Genomic DNA, 20,228 nt, shown 5'->3' with positions numbered 1-20,228 from the left:
GCTCAACCCCGTGAGCGATCATTGGTATTGACTATTTGCTATCGATCATGCTTAATCACGCTGGTGGATTGCGTGTGAGCAAGTGAGATAAAAAGAAAGGCATGAATTGAAACGAATCGGAATCGGATTGTTGCAGGTGGCGGTCATGGCAGCGGCGGGCAGTATGGCATTGGCCACTGCAGCGGAGGGGCAGGAATATCCGCAACAGGCCGAAATGTTGGCCAGTCTTAAAAAGGAAGTGGCGCGCGCTTTCACCGTGCCCAAGGTACAGCAGCTCGATCCTGAACTGCGCACCGCTGCCGAAAAAATCGGTGCAGACCAGGTAAAACGTATCGAGAACCAGCTGCCAGGCTGGCTGCTGGAAGAAAAACTCGCCCTCAACGATACGACCAGTCAAAAGGCGCGGCTGGCTTATACCGCAGTAGCGGCACGGGTGCTCAACGAACTGGCGTACTGGCATATCGAACCGGGCGACGCGGCCTACGAGCGCGCCACGATCGAGCTGATCAAGACTTCCCCTGCGGCGTGCAAGATCGGCGAGTTGCCGCACACGGCCGACTTTGCCCGCCGGATCGCGCGCATCCAGGTCATGCCGCCAGCGCAGCGTGCAGCCGCGCTGGAAGCCGAAGCCCGCCTGCTGGAGCGCTGGGGCAAGCCGCATGCCGAACCGTTGCCGTGGCCGGAAACGCCAGCGCGGCAGCAGATTGTCGATGCCGTGGCGGGCATCGCCAGCGGCGGCAAGCGGCCGTTGACACCGTTGCCGCCGGTGCTGGCCTGGCTGCTGCTGTCGGAAGGCCGCCCTTATGACGATCTGCCGCCGGAGGTCAACTGCCATGCGCAGCGCTGGTGGCTCATGGAAAGCCTGGCGCAAGGCGTGGCGCCGGCGACTGCCCTCAATGCCTTCCGCTACGGCACCCTGGTCACCGCCACGGTCCGTTTCGGCAGGGCGTTCGACCCGCCGGCCGGCGAGGCGCCCGAAGAGCGGGCCGACGGCAGGCCGGCCTTTCCCGGGCTGGCCAGCCGGTATGGCGTCAGCGGGGTAACCAAGGTGCGCCGCACCTTCGACGCCAGCGGCAAACCGGTGCGCGCCACCGTGTCGGCCCGCGAGATCACCGTGCCCGGCATCCGCGGCATGCGTCCGATTGCTTTCGAAGATACTTTCGACAAGGGGACGCTCAAGGGCGGCCTCAATCCGGCGATGGGCGCGGTAACCGGGATTCCGCTACCGCCGGAGGTCAAGCTGGTATGGGGCATAACGTATGAGCAAGAGGGCACGCCTGCCAAGGCGGCCGGGGAGGCAAGTCAATGAGCACTACATCGAACACGCAACGCCGCGCGGGCCTGGTGCGCGCACTGGCGCTGGCTACTGCGCTGGCCTGGGCCGGGCCTGTCGGCGCCGCCAACGACAAGCCGGCAGTATCTCCGGTCCAGCTGGCCGCCACGGAAGCCTTCTGGACAGGCGATTTTGCCGCGCTCGACAAAATGAACGCGACTTACCGGCAACCGGGCCCGCTGGAGACCAATGGCCGCAACCGGCTCGATTATTTCCGTACCGGGACCAACACCGTGTTCTCCTACGTGGTCAAGAACAGCGAGGCTTACCTGAGCGAACTCGATGCCCTGACCTTGCAGTGGGCCCGCGACAATCCGCAATCGGCTTGCGCCCACATCCTGCATGCGCGGTCGCTGCTGGCGCACGCCCAATCCTATCGCGGCACCAGCTATGTCAAGGACGTCCCGCCCGAAGCCTGGGCCTATTACCAGCGCTACGTGGAGCAGGCTCTCGCCTATGTCAAGCAGCACATGGACCTGGTATCGACCGACAGCTCCGGCCATATGGTGCTGCTCGAGATCGGCCGCGGCCTGTCGTGGGACCAGGCCCGGATGGAGGCGATCGCGGAGGCGGGCATCGCGCGCAATCCCGACGATATCCAGTTGTATTTCATGGTCGCTCTCGGGCTGGTGCCCAAGTGGGGCGGCAACCCGAAGGTGCTCGATACATACATCCGCAAGGTGACCGCCGCCACCAGCGCCAAGTTCGGCACCGGCATGTATGCGCGCCTGTATGCGGACGCCATGGACAACCAGTTCGGCGCGGCGTTGTTCGAGTCGAGCTACGCGGATTGGGACAAGATGAAACAGGGCTACGAGGACATGCTGGCACGCTACCCGGACGGCGCCGCCCGGCGCAACAACTATGCCTACGTGGCCTGCATTGCCAAGGACAGGCCAACCTTGCAGCGCCTGCTGGGCGAAATCGGCACCGGCTTCATCGCGGGCTCCTGGGGAGTGAATCCGCAGCGCGCCTTCGAGACCTGTACCAAGTGGGCGCAGCAGACCTGAGCCTGCCGGGCTAGTTGGCCTGGGCCTTCAATGCATCGAGCTCTGTGATATCGCCGGTCGCCGCGGCGAGCTTGCGCGTTCGGGTGCAGCCGTCGGCGTACAGGTGGCCGCCGGCGCTGGTCGCGTAAATCAGGTAACTGCGTCCCACTTCGTACCGGTACTCGGTCGAGACGATGTAGTCGGTGCCGTCGGCATCCCTGGGTATATTGGTGTGCAGAGTAATCTGCTCGCTTGGCGTGCCTTTCCACCATGTGCCCGTTGCCAGCTTCACCACCTGCATCTTTCGGCCCTTGACTTGCTGGTCCTCGGCCGGAATGTACTCGATTGCGGTGACCTGGGCGGTGAACACAGCACTGCTGTTATGCACCGCCAGTTCAACGATAGTTTGCGCAGTGTCCGATGCAAGACCTGGCCGGACATTACAGGAGGCAGCAACTGACCCGCTTGCCATGGCGATGGCCAGGGCGGTTGCCAGGTTGATCAACGAGGGAATTTTCATGTGTCCTTGTCTCGGCGGAATGCACTGCGGACATCATATACTTTGGATAACCCCGAAAGGAATTTATTTCAGGCACGAAGACTGCCAGCGCGGTCCTTCGCGCCGGCTTTCCCCGTTGGTTCTATTTCGCCGGCGCTGCTTGCCGGACCAGGCTCACGTCACGCACATTTTTCTGCACCGCTACCGAGGAGAACAGGCTGAGCAGATAAGCCATGCCGTAAAAGCCTTTTTCGCTGAGCGCCAGGTTGGCGTTCCACAAGCCGATCAGCAGCAACAGCAAGGCCAGCAGCAGAGACAGCCAGCACAGCCCGAAGTACAGGCCGCTCACCGAGATGCTTTCCGCGCGGTCGCGCACCGATTTTTGCAGCGAGACCGCCGAAAACAGACCATACATCAGGAGCGTCAGGTAATAGCCTTTTTCGTTCAAGGCCATCTCGGCGTTGAACAGGCCGATCAGGTAGGTGGCGGCGCCGGCAACCAGGGCCAGCCAGGAGGCGCCGATAAAGGCAGCGGTTGGCGCGTGGGGGACAGAGGGTTCAGTCATGAGTTTCCTTCCGATGGTGGTGATGGGAATGCCCATTGACCATCACACCAGAAGCAGGCGTTTCCATCTTGACGCTTGGCAAGCTACGATTGATCTGGAATATTTCCCAGCAAATCGCGGGCATCGAGCAGCGCATACACGATGTCAGGGTGCTCGGCCAGGCAGCGCCGTACCGCCGCGGGCAGTATCTCGCGCGTGCGGCGGCACAGGCCGGGCTGGTCGGCCAGCCTGATGGTCAGGCCCCGCACGGTGCGCACGCCGTTGGCGCTGGGGGTAATCGTCAGGCGGATGCCCAGCAGGTCGTACAGGCGCTGCTCGATGCGGCCCAGCGCCTCGTAGTTGTCGATCGCTTCGATGCGCGCGACCAGCGCTTTTTCTTCTTCGCGTGTCAGGCGCAGGATGCGGATGTCGGTGGCCGGGTCGCGCTCCCAGGCGTCCAGCAGCTCGCCGTGGCGGCACTCGCATGCGCCGGGCGGGCATTCCTTGCGGATCGGGAAGGGCAGGGCGGGTGACATGGTCGTCGGCGCACAGGTGGTTAAAAGCCGATTCTAACCCGAGCGCGGGCCGCCCGAACGTGGGCCGCCTGAACGCGCGTAAGGCACGCTACGGCTGCAAACGCCGCTGCAACAGCGCCAGCACGGCCGCCTCTTCGGGCCGCAGCGCATGCACGTCGTCCTGCAACTGCTGCTGCGCGCGTTTGCGCAGCGCGGTTTTCATGGCGCCGCTCAGGTAGGTTTCGATGACGGCCGGGTGCACGTAGCACTTGCGGCAGATGGTCGGCGTATTGCCGAGCTTTTTGGCCACCGATTCGATCGCGGCCACCACGTTCTTCTTGGCCTGCACCTCGGAGTCGAATTTTTCATACTCGAGCAGGGCCACTGCCGCCAGCACGGTGCCGGACCAGGTTCGGAAATCCTTGGCGGTGTAATCCTCGCCGGCGATGCCTTGCAGGTACTCGTTCACGTCGGCCGAACCGACCGTGTGCGGATTGCCGTCGTCATCGACGTACTGGAACAGGTCCTGCCCCGGCAAGTCGAGCGTGCGGCGGATGATGTTGGCCAGGCGCCGGTCCTGCACCTGCACCGCGTGATTGACGCCGCTCTTGCCACGAAAACGGAATTCCACCTTGCTGCCGTCGAGCCGCACGTGGCGTTCGCGCAGCGTGGTCAGCCCGAACGACTTGTTTTCGCGCGCGTACTCTTCGTTCCCGATCCGCATCATGGTCGCCTCCAGCAAATAGACGATGGTGGCCAGGACTTTTTCGCGCGGCAGGCCGGGCAGCTTGAGCGATTCGTCCACCGCGCGGCGGATCTTCGGCAGCGCCTTGCCAAAGCTGAGCATGCGCTCGTACTTCGATTCGTCGCGCACCGAGCGCCACTTGGGGTGGTAGCGGTACTGCTTGCGCCCGCGCGCGTCGCGCCCCGTCGCTTGCAGGTGGCCGTTGGCGTGCTTGCAGATCCAGACGTCCTGGTAGGCGGGAGGAATCACCAGCGATTTGATGCGCGCAAGCGTGTCTTCGTCCTTGACGGCGGCGCCGTCGGCATCGACGTAGTGAAAATTTTTGCCGCGCTGCTTGCGGGTGATGCCGGGCTGGTCGTCGTGCACGTAGCGCAGGCCGGCCGATTTGGCGGCAGCTGGCGCATCGGCCACGCCGCCCGGTACTTCAGGTAAGTCGTCGCGCTTCATCGCTGTCCTTCGTTGAGCAGTATCGTAACGATGCTACTCCCGGCGCCCGCGACGCGTTGTGCGCGAACGCACCGACCTCAGTCCAGACTCTTTAAACGTTGGCCGACGATACCCCACTTGCGCGGCTCCCCATCGACAGTGCCCACCAGCGCCCAGCCGGTGCCGATCTTTTCGACGTCGATCGGGCATTCGAGTTCCCGGGCCAGCTTTTCGGCCCAGCCGCGCGCGGCGCCCTGGCCCTTGAACAGTTCATTGCCTTGGTAGATCACGGTGGCATCGAAAACAGCGGCGGCAAATACGGTCATGGCGGTTCCTTCAAAGTGAAGCCGGTATTCTGACACGCCGCGACGGCGGCTGCCACTTCCTTGATTGCGGCGGCTATGCTTTTATGGCAACATCCGCCACCTTCTCACTGAACCCTTTCCATGCAGCGTACTGTTATTGCCATTGCCCTGGCTGTTGCCACCTCGCTCGGCCACGCCGCCGCCCTCCCACCAACCGATGCCAACGCCAGCAGCAGTCTCCAGTACGCCCAAGCGCTGCGGGCAGAGGCGGAACCGCTGTCCGGCCCCGGGGCGAAGCCGGAGGATGTGCAGCGCGCGGTGGCGCTGTACCAGCAGGCGCTCGATTACCTGGCCACTCCTGCGGCGAGGGAACAGGCGTTTGGCGACAAATCGCTGATCGCCGAACAGGTCAATCTCGAGTATTCGCAGGCGTCGGCCCATGTAAAGCTGGGCAACAAGCAGGCAGCGCTGGCGGCGCTGGAACGGCTGGCCAACCTGGCGTGGAAGCCGTCCATCGAGCGCGCACTGGCGCACGAGGGCTTGGCGGCGCTGCGCGACGAGCCGCGTTTCCGGGCGCTGCAGGCGGCCATGATGCTGCCCGAACGGCTCTACAATGCGTCGGCCATCGCCACGCCCTGGAAGCCGGTACTCACGACGGAAGAAAAGGTAGCCGGCCTGTCGCTGTTCTGGGCCGAGGCCCGGCGCAATTTCGTCTATTTCGACCATGTGCCGCAGTTGCAGTGGGACCAGGTGTACATGGACTACCTGGCCCAGGTGATTGCCGCCCCCACCACCGAGGACTACTATCGCGTGATGATGACGCTGGCGCCACTGCTGCACGATGCCCACACCAACATCATCGCGCCGCAACAGCTGGCGCAGGTGTTTTATGCAACGGCGCCGGTAAGTACGGCGCTGATCGAGGACAAGGTCATCGTGCTGCAAGTGGGCAAAGCCGACCTGGCGGCGCGCATCCGGCGCGGCGACGAAGTCGTGTCCATCGACGGCGTGCCGGTGCGCCAGTACGGGCGCGAGCGCGTCGCCCCGCTGGTCAGCGCCAACACGCAGCGCGACCGCGATGCGCGCACGTTCAACGACCAGCTGTTTGCCGGCGACGCCACGCGGCCGGTGGTGGTCGGACTGCGTGCGCCGGACGGCGCCGAGCGGACCGAAACGGTGGCCCGCTCTGGCCCCGTCACCGCCCCGCCTGCCGCCGGCCTCACACTGCTGGACGGCGGCATCGCCTATATCGCGCTCGACCAGTTCGGCGACGACAGCGCCGTCAAGGCGTTCGAGGCGGCGCTGCCGCACATTCTGGCGGCCAAAGGACTGGTCATCGATGTGCGCCGCAATGGCGGCGGCAATGGCAGCTACGGCTTGCAGGTACTCGCGCATCTTACCCGCGCGCCGATCAGGTTCATGGATAGCATGACCCGCAATGACAACGTCTTCGCCCGCGCTCAGGGTAGCCCGATCATCGACTGGAGCCGCAGCGGCTACGAGCACAAGCATGCGCAAAAACAGGTGTTCGACGGCCCTGTCGCGGTGCTCACCAGCGTCCGGACGCTGTCTGCCGCCGAGGATTTCACCGCCATGTTCAGGATCATGAAACGCGGCATCGTCGTAGGCGAAACCACCGGCGGCAGCACCGGCCAGCCGCTGGGTTTCTACTTGCCCGGCGGCGGCTGGGCGCGCATCTGCGTCAAGCGCGACGTCTATGCCGACGGCTCCACGTTCGTCGGCCAGGGCATCGCGCCCGATGTCGAGGTGCCGCAGACGGTTGCCGACCTGCGCGCAGGGCGCGACCTGGCGCTGGAGCGCGCTGCCGCCGCACTGCGCCACCTAAAAACGCGCGGCGGCGAGGTTGCATCACCACCACTACGTTAATTGACGTATTCCCCGACCGGACCCCGCTGGCTAATCTTGCAACATGTCAAAGGCGCAAACCCTTTGATCAACAGGTTCAAGACTAGCCAAAACAAGGGGAATGGAATGGGTCGTGTAACGAAGAACAGCCGCAGCAGCGGTAGAAGCTTGTTGGCAGCCGCCGCGCTGGTGGCCGGCGCCTGCGCCGTGGGCCATGCCCACGCCGGGGCCACCATCAAGATCGACGACGAAAAATCGGTCTCCGTGGGCTTCGGCCTGCGCGAAAGCTACACCAGTGCCGAAGACGGCGCGCCCGGCGGCGGCAAGCGCTCCAGCGACTTCAACCTGGACAGCGGCCGCCTGTACTTCGGCGCCACGCTCAACAAGAACATCAAGGGCATGTTCAACACCGAGTGGGACGGCGACAAGATCCGCGTGCTGGATGCCGCCGGCCAGTTTGCCATTTCACCGGAATTCAATATTTGGGCCGGCCGCCTGCTGTCGCCGTCCGACCGCGCCAATATGGCCGGCCCGTACTACTCGCTGGGCGGCGGCTACTGGGCCGGCGTGGCCTCGCGCTACGGCTACAACGGCGGCATTTTCCGTGGCCGCGACGACGGCGTGGTCGTGTGGGGCAATGTGGCCGACGGCAAGCTCGGTTACTCGTTCGGCGCCTTCGAAGGCCACACCCTGGGCATCGGCACGCTCACCCAGTCGCAGGCCAATGCGGCCGGCGTGAAAGCCGACGACGCCCTGATGTACGCGGGCCGCCTGCAATACGACTTCTGGGATGCGGAACCGGGCTACTACGGCACCGGCAACTACCTGGGCAATGCCGACATCCTGTCGATCGGCGTGGCGGGCCGCTACCAGAAAGACGGCATCCTGACCGTGGCGCGCACCGGCAAATACAGCTCCTACAACGTCGACTTCCTGATGGAGAAACGCTTCAAGGGCTCGGGCGCCGTTGCCATCGAAGCCGCGTACTACGACTACGACACCGACAACATCGTGCTCTCCGAACAGGGCAAGGCTTATTCGGCCGGCGCCTCGTACATCTTCGAACAGAAGGCCGGCTGGGGCAAGCTGCAACCGTTCGCCCGCTACCAGAAGTTCAGCGCCGACACCAACATCGATACCAAGCAGGTCGATGCGGGCGTGAACTACATCATCGACGGCTACAACGCGCAAGTGAGCGCCGTGTACTCGAAGACCAAGATCACCCGTGCCGGCGACACCGACAAGTTTGCCGTAACCCTGCAACTCCAATACTAATCCCACCATCTCCGGAGCCCGACCATGAAAAACCCAATTCGTAATCGCCGCGACTTCATCGGCACCATGACCCGCATCGCCGCCGCCACCTCGCTGGTCGCCGCCGGCAGCCTGCTGCCAGGCCTGGCCCAGGCCGCGGACACGATCAAGATCGGCATCCTGCACTCGCTGTCCGGCACCATGGCCATCTCGGAAACGTCGCTCAAGGACGTGGCCCTGATGACCATCGACGAGATCAACGCCAAGGGCGGCGTGATGGGCAAGAAGCTCGAAGCGGTCGTCGTCGATCCGGCCTCGAACTGGCCGCTGTTTGCCGAAAAGGCGCGCGGGCTGATCGCCCAGGACAAGGTTGCTGCCGTCTTCGGCTGCTGGACGTCGGTGTCGCGCAAGTCGGTGCTGCCGGTGTTCAAGGAGCTCAACAGCCTGCTGTTCTATCCGGTGCAGTACGAGGGCGAGGAACTGGAAAAGAACGTGTTCTACACCGGCGCCGCGCCGAACCAGCAGGCGATTCCCGCCGTGGCCTACCTGATGGGCAAGGAGGGCGGCAGCGCCAAGCGCTTCGTGTTGCTGGGCACCGACTACGTCTATCCGCGCACGACCAATAAAATCCTGCGCGCCTACCTGAAATCCAAGGGCGTGAAAGACAGCGACATCGACGAGGTGTACACCCCGTTCGGCCACTCCGACTACCAGACCATCGTCGCCAACATCAAGAAGTTCTCGGCCGGCGGCAAGACGGCGGTGATCTCCACCATCAACGGCGACTCCAACGTGCCGTTCTACAAGGAGCTGGGCAACGCCGGCATCAAGGCAACCGACGTGCCGGTGGTGGCGTTCTCGGTGGGCGAGGAAGAACTGCGCGGCGTCGATACCAAGCCGCTGGTCGGCCACCTGGCGGCCTGGAATTACTTCGAGTCGATCAAGAACCCGGTCAACGCGGACTTCATCAAGAAGTGGAAAGCGTACGCCGTCGCCAAGAAGCTGCCGAACGCGAAAACCGTGGTCACCAACGACCCGATGGAAGCGACCTACGTGGGCATCCACATGTGGGCCCAGGCGGTGGAGAAGGCCAAATCGACCGACACCGACAAGGTGATCGCCGCGATGGCCGGCCAGACCTTCAAGGCGCCGTCGGGCATGACCCTGACCATGGACCCGACCAACCACCACCTGCACAAGCCGGTATTCATCGGCGAGATTCGCGGTGACGGCCAGTTCAACGTGGTCTGGAAAACCCCGGGCCCGGTGCGCGCGCAGCCGTGGAGCCCTTACATCAAGGGTAACGAGGCCAAGCAAAAACTGTAAGGCGCTTTGACTGGCGGAGCGGGCAATGTCAACTGCTGCGGCTCCGCCCAAACCAACGGAGCACGCAGCATTACCACTGCGCCCTCCGTTATCCCCGCGTACGCGGGGATCCATGCCGAGCATGATTTCCCCCGACAGGAAACACCAAGTGAAAAAACTCCTATTCATCGCCTGCCTGCTGCTGTGCGGCGGGGCGCAGGCAGCCATCGCCCCGGCGTTACTGGCCCCCCTGGCCGGCGACGACTTCGATCCCAAGCTCGAGGCCATCGCAAAAATCGGCGCCCTCGCCAACGACGACGCCACCCGCCTGCTCACCGCGTTGAACAACGATGCGCTCTACAAAACCCCGGACGGCCGCCTGCTGATCGTCACCGACGACCAGGCCTACGATCCCGTGCTCGATACCACCGGTCCCATGCCCGAAGGCCTGGACGGCGTGATGCTCAACAACCGCCTGCGCGGCGCCGTCGAAGAGGCGCTGTCGGCGCTCAAGCTGTTCTCGAAAGACCGCGCCGAACGCGCAGCCGCCGTGGGCGAGCTGCAAAAAAGCGTGACCTTTGCGCAGGCCCCGCTGATCGACAAGGCGCTGGCCGCCGAACAGGACCCCCAGATTCGCGAACAGCTGCAACTGGTCGCGGCAACTGCCAACCTGCAGTCGCCGGACGCCGCGCGCCGCAAGGCGGCAGTGGAAGCGCTGGCCGGCAGCAGCAACGCCAGCCTGCGCCCGGCCCTGCAAGCGATGCAGGACAAGAATGACGACGGCACCCCGGTGGAGCCTGACGAAGCCGTGCGCGTGGCCGCCGCCAAAACCCTGGCCGCGATCGACAGCCGCCTGGCGCGCACCGAGTTCCTTGGCAATGTCTTTTACGGCATTTCTCTGGGCAGCGTGCTGCTGCTCGCTGCCCTCGGCCTGGCCATCACGTTCGGCCTGATGGGCATCATCAACATGGCGCACGGCGAGTTGCTGATGATCGGCGCCTACACCACCTATATGTGCCAGATGGCCTTCCGCCACTACTTTCCGTCGGCGGTCGACGCCTATCTGTTTGCCGCGCTGCCGGCCGCCTTCCTCGTGACGGCAGCCGTGGGCGTGGCGATGGAGCGCACCGTGATCCGCTGGCTGTATGGCAGGCCGCTCGAAACCCTGCTGGCCACCTGGGGCATCAGCCTGATCCTGATGCAGACCGTGCGCACCATCTTCGGCGCGCAAAACGTGGAAGTGGCCAATCCCGCCTGGATGACGGGCGGTGTGACGGTTTTGGGCAACCTGGTGCTGGCCTATAACCGCATCGTCATCATCGTGTTCTCGCTGGTGGTCGTCGCTGGCGTGTGGCTGATCCTGAACAAGACGCGTCTCGGCCTGTTCGTGCGCGCCGTCATGCAGAACCGCCGCATGGCCGGCTGTGTGGGCGTATCGACCGCCAAGATCGACATGATGACCTTCGGCCTCGGCTCCGGCATCGCCGGCCTGGGTGGCGTCGCGCTGTCGCAGCTCGGTAACGTTGGGCCCGACCTGGGGCAGGCGTACATCGTCGATTCGTTCATGGTCGTGGTGCTCGGTGGCGTGGGCCAACTGGCCGGCACCATCATCGCCGCCTTCGGCCTCGGTGAAGCCAATAAATTCCTGGAGCCGTTTGCCGGCGCCGTGCTGGCCAAGATCGGCATCCTGGTCTTCATCATCGTCTTTATCCAGAAACGCCCGCAAGGCCTGTTTGCCCTGAAAGGCAGGAGCGTAGAATGACATCCCCATCTCTTTTTTCCCGGCAGGCGTGGACCGGCATCGTGGTGTGCTGCGTGGTGCTGGCGGCGCTGCCATTATTAAACCTCTTGTTTGCCGACGGCCACCCGCTGCACGTACCGAGCTACATGGTGAGCCTGATCGGCAAATTCATGTGCTACGCGCTGGCCGCGCTGGCGCTGGACATGGTGTGGGGCTACGCCGGCATCCTGTCGCTGGGCCACGGTGTATTCTTCGCGCTGGGCGCCTATGCCCACGGCATGTACCTGATGCGCGCCATCGGCCGCGAAGGCAGCTACGCCAGCGACCTGCCGGACTTCATGGTCTTCCTCGACTGGAAAACCTACCCGTGGTTCTGGGCCGGTACCGACAGCTTCTGGTACTGCCTGGCACTGGTGGTGCTGGTGCCCGGCATGCTGGCCTTCGTGTTCGGCTACTTCGCCTTCCGCTCGCGCATCAAGGGCGTGTACTTCTCCATCATCACGCAGGCCATGACGTATGCGTTCATGCTGCTGTTCTTCCGCAATAACACCGGCTTTGGCGGCAACAACGGTTTTACCGACTTCAAGCGCATCCTCGGATACTCGATCAGCGCGCCCGGTACCAAGGCCGTGCTGTACCTGGTGACGCTGGCCGCGCTGCTGGGCGCCTTGCTGCTGTGCCGCGCCATCGTCAAGTCGCGCCTGGGCCGCGTGCTACAGGGTGTGCGCGATTCGGAGTCGCGTCTGATGTTCATCGGTTACAACCCGCTGTGGTTCAAGCTGTTCGTGTGGACCTTGTCGGCGGTGCTGTGCGGGATTGCCGGCGCGCTGTACGTGCCGCAGGTGGGCATCATCAACCCGTCCGAAATGTCGCCGGCCAATTCAATCGAAATGGTGATCTGGGCCGCCGTCGGTGGCCGCGGCACGCTGCTCGGTCCCATCGTCGGTGCGTTCTCGGTCAACGGCCTAAAAAGCTGGTTCACCGGCGCCTTCCCCGACCTGTGGCTGTTCGCCCTGGGCCTGATCTTCATCCTGGTGACCATCTACCTGCCGCAAGGGCTGGCAGGACTGACCGCGCGCTGGCGCAAGGAGCAAGCATGATAGCCAACGCAATCAACAACGGCCCGGACGTGATCGGCGCGCAGGGCCCGTCGTACGGCCGCGTGGCCGGCCATGGCGTCGATACCTCGCACGGCGCCATCCTGTACCTGGAAGAGATCACGGTGATGTTCGACGGCTTTCGCGCCCTGAATAAGCTGTCGCTCGATATCTCGGTGGGGGAACTGCGCTGCATTATCGGCCCCAATGGCGCTGGCAAGACCACGATGATGGACGTCATCACCGGCAAAACGCGGCCCACGACCGGCACCGCATTCTTCGGCCAGACCATGGATTTGTCGAAAATGGCCGAACACCAGATCGCCCACGCCGGCATCGGCCGCAAGTTCCAGCGGCCCACGGTGTTCGAGCACCACACGGTGTTCGAAAACCTGGAGCTGGCGATGAAGGCCGACAAGCGCGTGCGCCCCACGCTGTTCGCCCGATTGAGTTCGGAGCAGAAGGGCAAGATCGACGAGATCCTGCGCCTGATCCGCCTGAACGGCAGCGAAACGCGCATGGCCGGCCTGCTGTCGCATGGCCAGAAGCAGTGGCTTGAAATCGGCATGCTCTTGATGCAGGAGCCGCAACTGATCCTGCTCGACGAACCGGTGGCCGGCATGTCCGACGCCGAAACCGCGCGCACGGCCGAACTGCTCAACGAATTGCGCGGCAAGCACTCGATCATGGTGGTCGAACACGACATGGGTTTCGTCACCGAGATCGCCCAGCAGGGCGTGGTGACGGTGCTGCACGAAGGCTCGGTACTGGCGCAGGGCACGATGGCGCAAGTGCAGTCCGATGAACGTGTGATCGAAGTCTATCTCGGACGCTGAAGGGAACCGACATGCTGCAAGTGGAAAATATCAACCAGTACTACGGCGCCGCGCACACGCTGCGGGGCGTCTCGCTCGAACTGGAACGGGGCAAGTGCATGGCGCTGCTGGGCCGTAACGGCGTGGGCAAGACCACGCTGCTGAAATGCCTGATGGGCGTGCTGCCGGCAGCGAGCGGCACGGTCAGGCTGGAAGGGCGCGACATCACCCGCCTGGCGCCGCACCAGCGCGCGCGGGCCGGCATCGCCTACGTGCCGCAGGGCCGCGAAATTTTCGCGCGGCTGACGGTGGAAGAAAACCTGCTGATGGGCTTGGCGACCCACAGCGGCAAAAAGGCCAGCACCATCAAGGGTGAAGTGTACGAACTGTTCCCTGTGCTCAAATCGATGCTGCACCGGCGCGGTGGCGATTTATCGGGTGGACAGCAACAGCAACTGGCGATCGCGCGCGCCTTGCTGGCCGAGCCAAGGCTGATCATTCTCGATGAGCCCACCGAAGGCATCCAGCCGTCGATCATCAAGGATATCGGCAACGTGATCCGGCTGCTGCGCGAACGGGGCGACATGGCGATTTTGCTGTGTGAGCAGTACTTCGATTTTGCCCACGAGCTGGCCGACCAGTTCATGGTGCTCTCGCGCGGGGAAGTGGTGGCGGCGGGCATGCAGGCGCAGATGGGCGACCCGGAGGTCAAGCGCCACCTGGCGGTATAAGTTATTGCGCCAGCAGGTACGCCGCCATGTCGCGCGCGTCCGATTCGGTCACGCCCATGGCCGGCATGGCGCTGTGGGGGCTGATGGCTTGCGGATCGCGGATGAAGTGGGCCAGGTTGGCGGCATCGTTTGGCAAATCGTCGGCGATGAACTTGCGCGACTTCAGGTCGCCCAGTGCGGGCCCCACCGACGTCTCAGACCCCACTACGCCCGGCACCATGTGGCAGGCGTGGCACGCGTACTGGGTGAACGCCAGGCGGCCGCGCTCCACGTCCGGTTGCGCGAACGATGGCCGCGGCGCACGCGGTTGCGCGCCTGACTGCGTGGTGATGTCCGCGTAGTCCTTCGGCGTCATCGAGGGCAGGGCGACCAGGAAGCCCACCACCGCCCAGATATCTTCTTCCGCCAGGTGGTACTGCCACGCCGGCATGCCGCTCATCTTGATACCGTGGCGCGTGATCCAGTACAGCTCATTCGGGCGCCAGCGGCGCGCCGCGTCCGACAACGGCCCGGGTACGGGCTGCATGCTCTTGCCGATATCGCCCTGCGCCACGCCCGGCGCACCATGGCACACCACGCAGTTGTCGCGGTACAGGCCGGCGCCGCGCACCACCTGCGGCTTGGCGCGGAACGCTGCCGAAGGCGCGCCGGGCGGTGTATCCGCTTCCAGCGTGATCTCTTTCGGCACCTGCACATCGCGCGCATGAAAGCTGACCGACTCCAGCAAGCCGCGTTCGAGGATCCGGTGTACTTGCGGGAAATGCGACTTGGTGGCGCTAATATTATAAAAACCACCATACAGTACCGCCAGGCCGATGATCCCGCCCACGACGCCAGCAGCCGCCAGCGTGGCGGCAACAGTGGTAAGGATGAGGCGGCGGCGGGTGTTGATCATCGATTTTCCTGGTACGAGAGGAGGCAGCGGCATGCAAGCACGCGTTCTGTTGCCTTTATGAAATTAATGTGTTTCTTGTATTATATCTATTCAATGACTAACACCGGATTGCTATCGTGCGCATGCCTGTTTATTCCCTGCTGTTGTTGTGCGCCGCCTTGCTGGCCGGCTGCGACAACGGTGACAAAGCGCCGCTCGCACCGGCCAGCGGTGACCCAGCGCGCGGCAAACTGCTGCTGGCGCAATACCACTGTGGCTCGTGCCACGCGATTGCCGAGGTGCCGGCCGCGCGCGGCGTGATCGGTCCCGCGCTCGACGGGTATGGGCGCCGCAGCTATATCGCCGGCCACGTGCCCAACGCGCCCGAGGCGCTGGCGCGCTGGATCGTCGATCCGGCCGCCATGAAGCCCGGCACCACCATGCCGGCCATGGGCGTCTCGCTCGACGATGCGCGCCACATGGCCGCCTACCTGACGGAGCTGCGATGAGCAATTTCGCACAACAGTCGGTGCTGCATCCGGCCGGACCCGATGCCGCCATCATCACGCAATTGAGCTGGATCCTGTTCATCGGCGGCACCGTGCTGTTTGTCGGCGTGATGGTGCTGTGCGCCCTGAGCCTGCGGCGTGGCGAGAAAATCCGCCCGATGTACTGGCTGCTCGGTGGCGGCGTGCTGCTGCCGCTGGTGCTGTTGTCGGCGCTGCTGGTGTTCGGCACCTGGCGCACCGTCCAACTGAGCCAGCCGTCGTCGCAGCACGCGGTCAAGATCGCCGTCATCGGCCACATGTGGTGGTGGGAGATCCGCTACAGCCACCCCGACGGGCGCGAAGACATCGTGCTGGCCAACGAGATCCGCCTGCCGGTGGGCCAGCCCGTGTACCTGGGCCTCTCCAGCGCGGACGTGATCCACAGCTTCTGGGCGCCGTCGCTGGCCGGCAAGGTGGACATGATCCCGGGCCGCGTGCACGGCATGACCTTGCAGGCCGACCGCGCCGGCGTGTATCGCGCCCAGTGCGCCGAATACTGCGGCGAGCAGCATGCGCGCATGGCACTGCACATCGTGGCGCAGCCGCCCGACCAATTCCAGGCTTGGCTGGCAGCGCAGGCGCGGCCGGCATCGACAGCCGCCAGCGCCCAGGTGGAACGCGGCCGCCGCGCCTTTGTCGAACAGCGGTGCAGCGCCTGCCACACGGTGCGCGGTGTCGATGATCCGGCCGTCGCCGTGCCCACGGTGCAGGCAGCGCAAATCAATGCACCCGACCTCACGCACTTCGGCAGCCGCCTGTACCTGGGCGCCGGCGCCCAGCCGAACAACCGCGCCAACCTGGCCGCGTGGATCGCCAACCCGCACGTGGCCAAGCCCGGCGTGCGCATGCCCGCCAGTACCGACATGGACCCCGCCACGCTCACCGCGCTGGCCGCTTACCTGGAAAGTTTGAAATGACCGCAGCAAGCGACACCATGAACGAGCTGCCCAGCTCCCTGCCACGACCGCCCGACGAGGTGGAAAAGCTCGAACGCGTGTGGCGCACGCCGCGCGGCCTGGCGTTTCTCACCACTGTCAACAACACCAATATCGGCCTGCTGTACATTGGCACCGCGCTGCTGTTCTTTGTGCTGGCCGGCATCCTGGGCCTGATGATCCGCGCCCAGCTGGCCGTGCCCGACGCCGGCCTGCTCACGCCTGCCACCTATAACCAGGTGTTCACCATGCACGGCACGGTGATGATGTTCCTGTTTGCGATCCCCGTGGTGGAGGCGATTGCCGTGTACCTGCTGCCCGGCATGCTGGGTGCGCGCGACCTGCCGTTTCCGCGCCTGTCCGCGTATGCCTTTTGGGCCTACGCCGTGGGCGGCCTCGGATTTTTCACCAGCCTGTTCGTGGGCCTGGCGCCCGATGGCGGCTGGTTCATGTACCCGCCGCTCACCAGCAAGGAGTATTCGCCGGGTCTGAACGCCGACTTCTGGCTGCTGGGGATCGGTTTTATCGAAATCTCCGCGATTGCCGGCGCCATCGAACTGATCGTCGGCATCCTGTTTACCCGTGCGCCGGGCATGACGCTCGCGCGCATGCCGGTGTATGCGTGGGCCATGCTGGTGGTGGGCGTGATGATCGTGTTTGCCTTCCCGGCGGTCATCGCCGGCACCACCCTGCTGGAAATGGAGCGCGCATTCGACTGGCCATTCTTCATTCCCGCGCGCGGCGGCGACCCGGTGCTGTGGCAGCACCTGTTCTGGTTCTTCGGCCATCCCGAGGTGTACATCATCTTCCTGCCGGCGGCCGGCATGGTATCGACCATGATCCCGGCGCTGGCCGGCACGCAGCTGGTCGGCCACAGGTCCATCGTCGCCGCGCTGGTGATCGTGGGCTTCTTCAGCTTTGCCTTGTGGGCGCATCATATGTTTACGGCCGGCCTGGGCGTGCTGGAAACCAGCCTGGTGTCTGCGGCCAGCATGGCCGTGGCGATACCGACCGGGGTGCAGGTGTTTGCGTGGCTCGCCACCATGTGGCGCGGCCAGATGCGCATGGTCGCGCCCACGCTGTTCCTGCTCGGTTTCATGTTCATCTTCGTGCTCGGTGGCCTGACCGGTGTAATGGTGGCGCTGCTGCCGTTCGACTGGCAGGCGCACGACACGTATTTCATCGTCGCCCACCTGCACTATGTGCTGATCGGCGGGCTGGTGTTCCCGATGTTCGCGGCCATGTATTACTGGATGCCGCTCATTAACGGCAACAAGCTGTCCGAAAAAGTCGGGCGCTGGGTATTCGGCATGATGTTCGTGGGGATGAATCTGGCTTTCTTCCCGATGCACATCGCCGGCCTGCTCGGCATGCCGCGCCGCGTGTACACGTACGGTACCGAGATGGGGTGGGATGGCTACAACCTGGCGTCGTCGATCGGCGCGCTGATCCTGGCGCTCGGTGTGCTGCTGTTCATCGTCGATGCGGTGCGCACGCTGCGTCTGCCCAAGGGCGACGCCGGCAACCCGTGGAACGCCGCCACCCTGGAGTGGATCCCGAACGAAGACTACGCCACCCGCAGCATCCCGGACGTGCGCTCGCACGAGCCGCTGTGGGACCGTCCCGAGCTGATGACCGAAGTGCCGGAGGGCCGGCACTGGCTGCCCGGCACCGTCACCGGCCGCCGCGAAACCATCATCACCAGCCCGATCAGTGCGCGCCCGCTGTACCTGCAAGTGCTGCCCACCGACAGCTGGTGGCCGCTGATCGCTGCCGTGGGCACGGCCGGCTTCTTCCTGCTGCTCACTATCCAGTGGACCCTGGTCTCGGCCACCTGCGGCGTGGTGGCCGTGGTGGCGATGGTGATCTGGATGTGGCAGTCGGACCGCTTGCCGATGCAGCGCACCGCCAAGGTGAGCGACACGGTGACGCTGCCGGTGGGCGCCAGCGGGCCGGCATCGCACTCGTGGTGGGGCACGATGATCATGCTGGTGGTCGATGGCACCATCTTCGCGTCGTTCCTGTTCGCCCACATTCACACCACCATGCGGCTCGACGTGTGCCCGCCGCCGGGCAGCCGCGTGCCGGACGCGATCTGGCCGCTGCTCTCGTGCAGCCTGTTGATCATTGGTTCGGCGCTGATCGAATGGACCCGCCGCAGCGACGGTAAATCTGGCATGCACCGGCTGCTCGTGCTGGTGGCGCTGGCCTGCGTGCTGGGCGCCTTTGCCGGCGACTTGCGCAGCCAGTTCCTGGCCGGTCTCGATCCGACCGCCAACGCCTGGGCGGCGACGATTGCCGCCATGCTGTCGTACCAGGGACTGCACGCGGTGGTGCTCACCATCCTTGCCGTGTATCTGATCGCACGGTCGTGGACCGGCCGGCTGTCCGCCGTCAACCGCGCCACGCTCGACAACTGCGCGCTGGTGTGGCACTACGCCACGCTGCAGGGCGTGATCATCGCGGTAGTGCTGCAAGTGCTGCCCAAGCTGATGGAGCCATGATGCGCGCCCAGGACCGTTTATTGACCCGCACTTTGACCGCCGTGCTGCCGCTGGTGATCTGGGGCGTGCATTTCTTCTTTTGCTACGCGTATGCGGCAGTGGCCTGCCAGCGCGGCGGCGACCCGGTGTGGGTGCTGGGCGCGGTGTCGGTGCTGGCGGTGGGGGCGGCAGCGCTGTTGTTCGCCCGGTCGCTGCGCCGTGTTTGCCGTCAGGGCGATGCCGCACCGGCACTGCACGACTGGGCCACGCTGGTGACGGCCGCGCTGTCGCTGGTGGCCATCGTGTGGACGTGCGTGCCGATGCTGATGGTCGAGATGTGTTCGGGGCCCGCGTCGGTCTGAGTGCTACTTGAGGTAGCCGCGCACGATGCGATCGAGTTCGCCGCTGCGTTTGAGGCTGTCGATGGCGGTATCGAACTGGCGCACGAAGTCGGCCTTGAACGGGAAGCGTCCCTGGTCGCGGTTGGTGTAGCCGAGATAGCCGTTCTTCACCGCGATCACTGCTGCTTCCACCACCTCGGCCTGGCCGGCGCGGTCGTTGATGCGGCCTTCGGCCTTGAGCTGGCGCATGGTCCACGCGATCGAATAGCGGTCGTTGATGTAGCAGTCGATACGGCCCAGCTTTAGTTTGAGGATGTTGGTGGCGCTGTCGCGCGCTTCGGACACCCGCATGCGGCCATCGCGCACCGCCTGGTCGAACGCTTCGCCGCCGACGATGAAGCCGGAATTGTTGCCGATGGTGAGACCATAAAAATCTTCGGGCCAGCGCGTGCGGCCGCGGCCTCCCAGCAGGTCCTTGCGGCAAAACGCCACCACGTGTTCCTCGTAGAGCGGGCGCGAATAGGGCCAGGTCCACGGTTCGTCCTTGGTGTTCATGTACGGCGGATACAGCGCAAAGCCGGCACCCGACTGCAGCAGCGCCATGCCGCGCTTCCACGGCACCGGCTTGATATCGACCTTGTAACCTTGCATGCGCGCCAGCGCGGCCTTCACGATTTCGTGATACAGGCCGGCGGCTTTGCCATCCTTGTCGTAGGAATAGGGCGGGTAGCCGGCATCGGCATAAATGGTGACCGGGATGTCGGCCGCGCGCGCCACGCCGCCGGCCAGCAGCGCGGCTGCGAGGGAAAGTCGAAAAATACGCATGCCGCCGGTTTGCATCATGGATCGTTGAGAGCGTGACGAACCGGTATACTACCGCCT

20 protein-coding genes are annotated in these 20,228 nt (G+C 64.6%); 13 read left to right on the top strand and 7 right to left on the bottom strand.

Going from position 1 to position 20,228, the window contains the following annotated elements; all coding sequences use genetic code 11:
- The first annotated feature begins 163 nt into the window (after positions 1-163).
- Positions 164-1,309 (top strand): hypothetical protein, encoded by a 1,146-nt coding sequence (locus tag SR858_RS14560; RefSeq protein ID WP_154819693.1) that lies wholly within the window; start codon positions 164-166, stop codon positions 1,307-1,309.
- Positions 1,306-2,343, top strand: coding sequence for a DUF4034 domain-containing protein (locus SR858_RS14555; protein ID WP_019919727.1), 1,038 nt, complete (start codon positions 1,306-1,308; stop codon positions 2,341-2,343). Before SR858_RS14560 ends, SR858_RS14555 begins: the two co-directional genes overlap by 4 nt.
- A 10-nt stretch (positions 2,344-2,353) precedes the next feature.
- On the opposite strand, the gene SR858_RS14550 is transcribed toward SR858_RS14555, so the two are convergent.
- The 5 genes from SR858_RS14550 to SR858_RS14530 all read right to left on the bottom strand — a co-directional run bounded on the left by SR858_RS14550 (position 2,354) and on the right by SR858_RS14530 (position 5,377).
- On the bottom strand, positions 2,354-2,842 hold the full coding sequence (locus SR858_RS14550; RefSeq protein ID WP_154819692.1) for a hypothetical protein: 489 nt from the start codon (positions 2,840-2,842) through the stop codon (positions 2,354-2,356).
- 121 nt (positions 2,843-2,963) lie between these two features.
- On the bottom strand, positions 2,964-3,386 hold the full coding sequence (gene yiaA, locus SR858_RS14545; RefSeq protein WP_026636897.1) for an inner membrane protein YiaA: 423 nt from the start codon (positions 3,384-3,386) through the stop codon (positions 2,964-2,966).
- Positions 3,387-3,469: 83 nt separating this feature from the next.
- Positions 3,470-3,901 carry a hypothetical protein gene (locus tag SR858_RS14540; protein WP_019919724.1) on the bottom strand — a complete coding sequence of 144 codons (432 nt, stop codon included), beginning with the start codon at positions 3,899-3,901 and terminating at the stop codon, positions 3,470-3,472.
- Between the two features lie 88 nt (positions 3,902-3,989).
- Complete coding sequence (locus SR858_RS14535; protein WP_019919723.1) at positions 3,990-5,072, bottom strand: DNA topoisomerase IB; 1,083 nt, start codon at positions 5,070-5,072, stop codon at positions 3,990-3,992.
- A gap of 77 nt (positions 5,073-5,149) precedes the next feature.
- Complete coding sequence (locus SR858_RS14530; protein WP_019919722.1) at positions 5,150-5,377, bottom strand: hypothetical protein; 228 nt, start codon at positions 5,375-5,377, stop codon at positions 5,150-5,152.
- Positions 5,378-5,497: 120 nt separating this feature from the next.
- Between SR858_RS14530 and SR858_RS14525 the strand changes: the two genes are divergently transcribed.
- From SR858_RS14525 to urtE, 7 genes are all read left to right on the top strand, one after another.
- On the top strand, positions 5,498-7,243 hold the full coding sequence (locus SR858_RS14525; protein ID WP_019919721.1) for a S41 family peptidase: 1,746 nt from the start codon (positions 5,498-5,500) through the stop codon (positions 7,241-7,243).
- 105 nt (positions 7,244-7,348) lie between these two features.
- A complete protein-coding gene (locus SR858_RS14520) occupies positions 7,349-8,497 on the top strand; it encodes a porin (protein ID WP_322533647.1) in 1,149 nt (382 codons plus the stop codon).
- A gap of 66 nt (positions 8,498-8,563) precedes the next feature.
- On the top strand, positions 8,564-9,802 hold the full coding sequence (urtA, locus tag SR858_RS14515; RefSeq protein ID WP_026636895.1) for an urea ABC transporter substrate-binding protein: 1,239 nt from the start codon (positions 8,564-8,566) through the stop codon (positions 9,800-9,802).
- Between the two features lie 112 nt (positions 9,803-9,914).
- Entirely contained in the window at positions 9,915-11,543 is a 1,629-nt protein-coding gene (gene urtB / locus SR858_RS14510) for an urea ABC transporter permease subunit UrtB (protein WP_407654674.1), read from the top strand.
- On the top strand, positions 11,540-12,622 hold the full coding sequence (gene urtC, locus SR858_RS14505) for an urea ABC transporter permease subunit UrtC (RefSeq protein WP_026636894.1): 1,083 nt from the start codon (positions 11,540-11,542) through the stop codon (positions 12,620-12,622). Before urtB ends, urtC begins: the two co-directional genes overlap by 4 nt.
- Entirely contained in the window at positions 12,619-13,455 is an 837-nt protein-coding gene (gene urtD, locus SR858_RS14500) for an urea ABC transporter ATP-binding protein UrtD (RefSeq protein WP_019919716.1), read from the top strand. Before urtC ends, urtD begins: the two co-directional genes overlap by 4 nt.
- A gap of 11 nt (positions 13,456-13,466) precedes the next feature.
- Entirely contained in the window at positions 13,467-14,165 is a 699-nt protein-coding gene (gene urtE, locus SR858_RS14495; protein WP_019919715.1) for an urea ABC transporter ATP-binding subunit UrtE, read from the top strand.
- 1 nt (position 14,166) lies between these two features.
- Here urtE and SR858_RS14490 read toward each other — a convergent pair whose 3' ends face one another.
- Positions 14,167-15,060, bottom strand: a complete 894-nt coding sequence (locus tag SR858_RS14490) for a c-type cytochrome (RefSeq protein ID WP_019919714.1) — start codon at positions 15,058-15,060, stop codon at positions 14,167-14,169.
- Between the two features lie 122 nt (positions 15,061-15,182).
- On the opposite strand from SR858_RS14490, the gene SR858_RS14485 reads away from it, so the two are divergent.
- The 4 genes from SR858_RS14485 to SR858_RS14470 are packed head-to-tail and all read left to right on the top strand — an operon-like array spanning position 15,183 to position 19,367.
- Positions 15,183-15,548: a c-type cytochrome gene (locus tag SR858_RS14485; protein WP_019919713.1), complete on the top strand. Its 366-nt coding sequence runs from the start codon at positions 15,183-15,185 to the stop codon at positions 15,546-15,548.
- A complete protein-coding gene (locus SR858_RS14480) occupies positions 15,545-16,504 on the top strand; it encodes a cytochrome c oxidase subunit II (RefSeq protein WP_019919712.1) in 960 nt (319 codons plus the stop codon). Before SR858_RS14485 ends, SR858_RS14480 begins: the two co-directional genes overlap by 4 nt.
- The gene (locus tag SR858_RS14475; protein WP_019919711.1) at positions 16,501-19,026 is read left to right on the top strand and encodes a cbb3-type cytochrome c oxidase subunit I; all 2,526 of its coding nucleotides are present in this window, start codon (positions 16,501-16,503) and stop codon (positions 19,024-19,026) included. The genes SR858_RS14480 and SR858_RS14475 overlap by 4 nt, the downstream gene beginning before the upstream one ends.
- A gap of 20 nt (positions 19,027-19,046) precedes the next feature.
- The gene (locus SR858_RS14470; RefSeq protein WP_154819691.1) at positions 19,047-19,367 is read left to right on the top strand and encodes a hypothetical protein; all 321 of its coding nucleotides are present in this window, start codon (positions 19,047-19,049) and stop codon (positions 19,365-19,367) included.
- Between the two features lie 3 nt (positions 19,368-19,370).
- Here SR858_RS14470 and SR858_RS14465 read toward each other — a convergent pair whose 3' ends face one another.
- Positions 19,371-20,171 (bottom strand): substrate-binding periplasmic protein, encoded by an 801-nt coding sequence (locus SR858_RS14465; protein ID WP_026636892.1) that lies wholly within the window; start codon positions 20,169-20,171, stop codon positions 19,371-19,373.
- Positions 20,172-20,228: the final 57 nt, after the last annotated feature.

The organism is Duganella zoogloeoides, from assembly GCF_034479515.1.
GTDB classification, from domain to species: Bacteria; Pseudomonadota; Gammaproteobacteria; order Burkholderiales; family Burkholderiaceae_D; genus Rugamonas; species Rugamonas zoogloeoides.
Note: the sequence above shows the minus strand (reverse complement) of the source record. Positions and strands in the feature narration are given on the sequence as shown.

Bases quoted from the DNA above. Each gene is read 5' to 3' on its own strand.
- SR858_RS14465 (WP_026636892.1), bottom strand. From the start codon at position 20,171: ATGCGTATTTTTCGACTTTCCCTCGCAGCCGCGCTGCTGGCCGGCGGC.
- SR858_RS14530 (WP_019919722.1), bottom strand. From the start codon at position 5,377: ATGACCGTATTTGCCGCCGCTGTTTTCGATGCCACCGTGATCTACCAA.
- SR858_RS14535 (WP_019919723.1), bottom strand. From the start codon at position 5,072: ATGAAGCGCGACGACTTACCTGAAGTACCGGGCGGCGTGGCCGATGCG.
- SR858_RS14480 (WP_019919712.1), top strand. From the start codon at position 15,545: ATGAGCAATTTCGCACAACAGTCGGTGCTGCATCCGGCCGGACCCGAT.
- urtB (WP_407654674.1), top strand. From the start codon at position 9,915: ATGCCGAGCATGATTTCCCCCGACAGGAAACACCAAGTGAAAAAACTC.
- SR858_RS14490 (WP_019919714.1), bottom strand. From the start codon at position 15,060: ATGATCAACACCCGCCGCCGCCTCATCCTTACCACTGTTGCCGCCACG.
- SR858_RS14550 (WP_154819692.1), bottom strand. From the start codon at position 2,842: ATGAAAATTCCCTCGTTGATCAACCTGGCAACCGCCCTGGCCATCGCC.
- yiaA (WP_026636897.1), bottom strand. From the start codon at position 3,386: ATGACTGAACCCTCTGTCCCCCACGCGCCAACCGCTGCCTTTATCGGC.
- SR858_RS14540 (WP_019919724.1), bottom strand. From the start codon at position 3,901: ATGTCACCCGCCCTGCCCTTCCCGATCCGCAAGGAATGCCCGCCCGGC.
- SR858_RS14525 (WP_019919721.1), top strand. From the start codon at position 5,498: ATGCAGCGTACTGTTATTGCCATTGCCCTGGCTGTTGCCACCTCGCTC.
- urtD (WP_019919716.1), top strand. From the start codon at position 12,619: ATGATAGCCAACGCAATCAACAACGGCCCGGACGTGATCGGCGCGCAG.
- urtE (WP_019919715.1), top strand. From the start codon at position 13,467: ATGCTGCAAGTGGAAAATATCAACCAGTACTACGGCGCCGCGCACACG.
- urtA (WP_026636895.1), top strand. From the start codon at position 8,564: ATGACCCGCATCGCCGCCGCCACCTCGCTGGTCGCCGCCGGCAGCCTG.
- SR858_RS14475 (WP_019919711.1), top strand. From the start codon at position 16,501: ATGACCGCAGCAAGCGACACCATGAACGAGCTGCCCAGCTCCCTGCCA.
- SR858_RS14560 (WP_154819693.1), top strand. From the start codon at position 164: ATGGCATTGGCCACTGCAGCGGAGGGGCAGGAATATCCGCAACAGGCC.
- SR858_RS14485 (WP_019919713.1), top strand. From the start codon at position 15,183: ATGCCTGTTTATTCCCTGCTGTTGTTGTGCGCCGCCTTGCTGGCCGGC.
- SR858_RS14555 (WP_019919727.1), top strand. From the start codon at position 1,306: ATGAGCACTACATCGAACACGCAACGCCGCGCGGGCCTGGTGCGCGCA.
- SR858_RS14520 (WP_322533647.1), top strand. From the start codon at position 7,349: ATGGGTCGTGTAACGAAGAACAGCCGCAGCAGCGGTAGAAGCTTGTTG.
- urtC (WP_026636894.1), top strand. From the start codon at position 11,540: ATGACATCCCCATCTCTTTTTTCCCGGCAGGCGTGGACCGGCATCGTG.